The 4,029-nt window shown below is 68.6% G+C and carries 2 protein-coding genes; both read left to right on the top strand.

All coding sequences use genetic code 11. From position 1 onward, the window contains the following. A partial coding sequence (locus tag FB559_RS36180) for a YihY/virulence factor BrkB family protein (protein WP_141961401.1) occupies positions 1-961 on the top strand: 961 nt, incomplete at its 5' end. Positions 962-1,038: 77 nt separating this feature from the next. Further along, on the top strand, positions 1,039-2,193 hold the full coding sequence (locus FB559_RS36175) for an AI-2E family transporter (protein WP_141961400.1): 1,155 nt from the start codon (positions 1,039-1,041) through the stop codon (positions 2,191-2,193). Positions 2,194-4,029: the final 1,836 nt, after the last annotated feature.

The following is a 4,029-nucleotide window of genomic DNA, read 5'->3' as shown; positions in this document are numbered from 1 at the left end:
GGATGCTTTTCAGCGGCGGCATCGCTGGGCGGGTCTGCCGCTGGCCGTGGCGTACAAGTTCGTCGATGATCAGGGTGCCTACCTGACGGCAATGATCACTTACTACGGCTTCGTGTCGCTGTTCCCGCTGTTGCTGCTCCTGGTCACCGCCCTGGGCTACGCCTTGCAAGGCAGTCCGGGCCTGCAGCAGCGGGTGCTGGATTCGGCGCTCGCTCAGTTCCCGGTCATCGGCGACCAGATCGGGACCAACATCCACTCCTTCCACGGAAGCGTCTTCGGCCTGGCCATCGGCATCTTGGGCAGTCTCTACGGCGGGCTCGGCGTCGTTCAGGCCATCCAGAACGCGCTGAACAAAATATGGGGAGTGCCGCGTAACTCCCGCCCGAACCCGATCGCCGCCCGGCTTCGCAGCCTGCTGCTGCTCGCGGCGGGCGGCGCCGGAATCCTGGCGACCACCGTGCTGTCGGCTCTGACCTCGAATGCGAGCTCGTACGGCAGCAGCGTTCGAGCGGGTGCGGTCGTCATCACCCTCGTCCTCAACGTCGCGTTGTTCACGACCGCGTTCCGGGTGCTGATCGCGCGGCCTGTCAGCATCGCCCAGGTTCGTGTGGGCGCTGTCGCCTGCGCTGTGATCTGGGAGGTGCTGCAGTGGGCGGGTACGTTCCTTCTCGGCTACACGCTGAAGGGCGCCACCGCCACGTACGGCCTGTTCGGGATCGTGCTCGGTCTGATGACCTGGATCTACCTCGGCGCCGTGACGTTCGTGATCTGTGCCGAGTTCAACGTCGTCCGCGTGGAACGGCTGTGGCCGCGCAGCCTGCTGACCCCCTTCACCGACAACGTCGACCTCACCCCGGGCGACCGCCGCGCCTATACCTCCTATGCCGAAACCGAACGCCACAAAGGCTTCGAGAACGTCGATGTCGACTTCGACGGGCCCCCGGACAAGGACCTCGACTGACCCGGTCACCGCACTCTTTGTTTGATCGGGACCGCACGGGTACCAGGAGGTCAATCGATGCCAGCGGACGGTTGCCCATGACGATCCAGCCTCAGCGTTCGACGCCTCCCGATGACGACGACCGCGAGCCTGGTCCGGAGGAGGACGGGACGCGGACCGAGACCGACTCCGCGGAGGAAGCAAAGCCGTTCGGGCGCCCCGGCCGGCCGCTGGATCGGCGGTCACCGTTCTTCGTCGGGATGACCGGCGCGGCCGGGGTCGCCGTCACGTACGGGCTCATCCAGCTCATCATCGCCGCGCGGTCGGTACTGATCCTGATCGGGCTGGCGCTGTTCATCGCCGCGGGGCTGGACCCCCTGGTGTCATGGCTGACCCGTCATCGCCTGCCTCGTTGGGCCGCGGTGACCGTCGTCGTCGTGGGCATGCTCGCCGCGATCAGCGGATTCTTGAGCGCGGCGATCCCCCCGCTGGCCTCCCAGGCCACCGCCCTGGCCAACGAAGTGCCCCATTATCTGCACACGGTGCAGGACCACAGCTCGCAGCTGGGCAAGCTCAACGACAAATACCATTTTCAGCAGCGGCTGACCAAACTCCTGTCCGGCGGCGGCTCCTCCCTGGTCGGAGGCGTGCTCGGAGCGGGAAAGATGGTGCTGACCGCCGCCACCTCCCTGCTCGTCGTGCTCGTGCTGGCCATCTACTTCCTGGCCGGGATGCCCGCGATCAAGAACCTGCTCTACCGCCTCGCACCGCGCTCACGCCGCGCTCGCGTCATCCTGATCAGCGAGAACATCTTCACCAAGGTCGGCGGATTCGTCCTGGGCAACCTCATCACCTCACTGATCGCGGGTGCGGGCACCTACATCTGGCTCCTGATCTTCGGAATCCCGTACGCGCTGGTCCTGGCCCTGTTCGTCGCGTTCATGGACCTGATCCCGGTGATCGGATCGACCATCGGCGGCGTCGTCGTCTCCCTCATCGCCCTGACCGTGTCCCTGCCCGTGGCGATCGCCACCGCCGTCTTCTACGTCGCCTACCGCCAGGCCGAGGACTACTTTCTCGTCCCCAAGATCATGGGCCGGGCCGTCGAGGTACCCGCCGTCGTCACCGTCCTGGCCACCCTCATCGGCGGCGCGCTCCTGGGAATCATCGGCGCCCTGATCGCCATCCCCATCGCCGCAGCCCTCCGACTGCTCCTCAACGAGATCGCCTTCCCCCGGCTGGACCGCAGCTGACGTAGGTCACGCGGAGCGCCGGCCGACTCTGCGCGGCGGAACAGCGGTGGCGTGAAATCCTGGAACACGCTGCAGTTGCCCGGCCAGGTCGGCGCCGGGGTGACGATGCATGTCGTTCCGAACACCGTGTCGCCGGCGCCTCGCACCGTAACGTGCAGGTTGCCGCCCTCCACGGCGAGGGTGACGTCCGTTACTCCACTGGCGGGATATCCCGGCAGCGCCGAGATATCGTGCCACGAGGGGCTCGTTTGCGGGTCCCGGATCAAGGTGTGGCCATCGGCTTGAACCAACCCGATGAAGAGGTTCGCGCCCTGGTACGCGCTGTCAATGCCCAGACTCGCGGGGCCTGCCGGACCCGTAGCGCCGGTCTCCCCGGTCGGCCCTGCTGGACCCGCCGGACCCGCGGCTCCGGTCTCCCCCGCCGGACCAGTCGGACCTGCGGCCCCGGTATCCCCAGTCGCTCCCGCCGGGCCAGTCGGCCCCGCCGGACCTGCCGCTCCGGTATCCCCAATCGGGCCCGCCGGACCAGTCGGCCCCGCCGGACCCGCAGCCCCGGTCTCCCCCGTAGGACCCGCCGGGCCAGTCGGCCCCGCCGGACCTGCCGCTCCGGTATCCCCAATCGGACCCACCGGGCCTGTCGGACCGGCCGGACCCGCAGCCCCGGTCTCCCCGGTAGGTCCGGCTGGACCCGCCGGACCCGCAGCCCCGGTATCCCCAGCCACTCCCGCTGGTCCAGCCGGACCTACCGGACCCGTAGCTCCGGTATCCCCAATCGGGCCCGCCGGACCAGTCGGACCAGTCGGACCGGCCGGACCCGCAGCCCCGGTCTCCCCCGTAGGACCCACCGGGCCAGTCGGCCCCGCGGCGCCGGTATCCCCGGTCGGCCCTGCGGGACCTACCGGACCCGCAGCCCCGGTCTCCCCCGCCGGGCCCGCCGGACCAGTCGGACCTGCGGCCCCGGTATCCCCGGTCGGCCCTGCTGGACCTGTCGGACCGGCCGGACCTGCCGCTCCGGTCTCCCCGGTCGGTCCTGCTGGTCCCGCCGGACCCGCGGCTCCGGTCTCCCCAGTCGCTCCCGCTGGTCCCGCCGGACCCGTAGCTCCGGTCTCCCCCGTCGGACCTGCCGGACCAGTCGGACCGGCCGGACCGGCCGGACCCGCAGCCCCGGTCTCCCCGGTTGGTCCTACCGGGCCTGTGTCTCCGGTATCCCCGATCGGTCCTGCCTCGCCTTGTTCTCCCTGGGGTCCTGGCGGTCCCTCCTCGCCGCGGTTTCCTCTGCCTCCCCGCGGTCCTGTCCACCCCTCGTCTCCCTGTTCTCCTCTGGGCCCGCGCGGGCCGCGCGGCCCCCGTGAGCCGTACCAGCGGTGAGGGCAGAAAGCGTCCGGACACGGATAGCGACGACAATGGACTCGCCGATGGCGGCAGTGAACGCGGACCAGGCTATTAAGACGATTGCTTTCCGCCCGGAAGGCAATGGATATCGGGGTGGTGTCAACCGGTGCCGAATGCGGCGCCGCCGTGAATCCGCCGGCGATCGCCGCCGTCGCCAACCAGGGGATCCCCTTGTTCAGCGAGCGCCAAGTCCACCCCGCCCTGCGATCCATCAAGCCATTCCCCGCACTGCTGAATACCTGCTGGACCGCTAACGAATGCCACAGCAAAAATACAGCGTCGACAGTAGATCAATGGCCTTACTACCCTACCGAAGGTATGAGAAATACATCGATAGAGCCGAGATCGAGCAAGAGGGCAGGCGGCTAAAACCGAAATAAGGTCATTAGCCTCACGTGAGCAAGAGGCGGCGCAATGGCCACACGCGGCTCCTGCGACGCCGGT

It is taken from the genome of Actinoallomurus bryophytorum (assembly GCF_006716425.1).
Taxonomy (GTDB): domain Bacteria; phylum Actinomycetota; class Actinomycetes; order Streptosporangiales; family Streptosporangiaceae; genus Actinoallomurus; species Actinoallomurus bryophytorum.
This window is presented reverse-complemented; position numbering and strand designations above follow the sequence as displayed.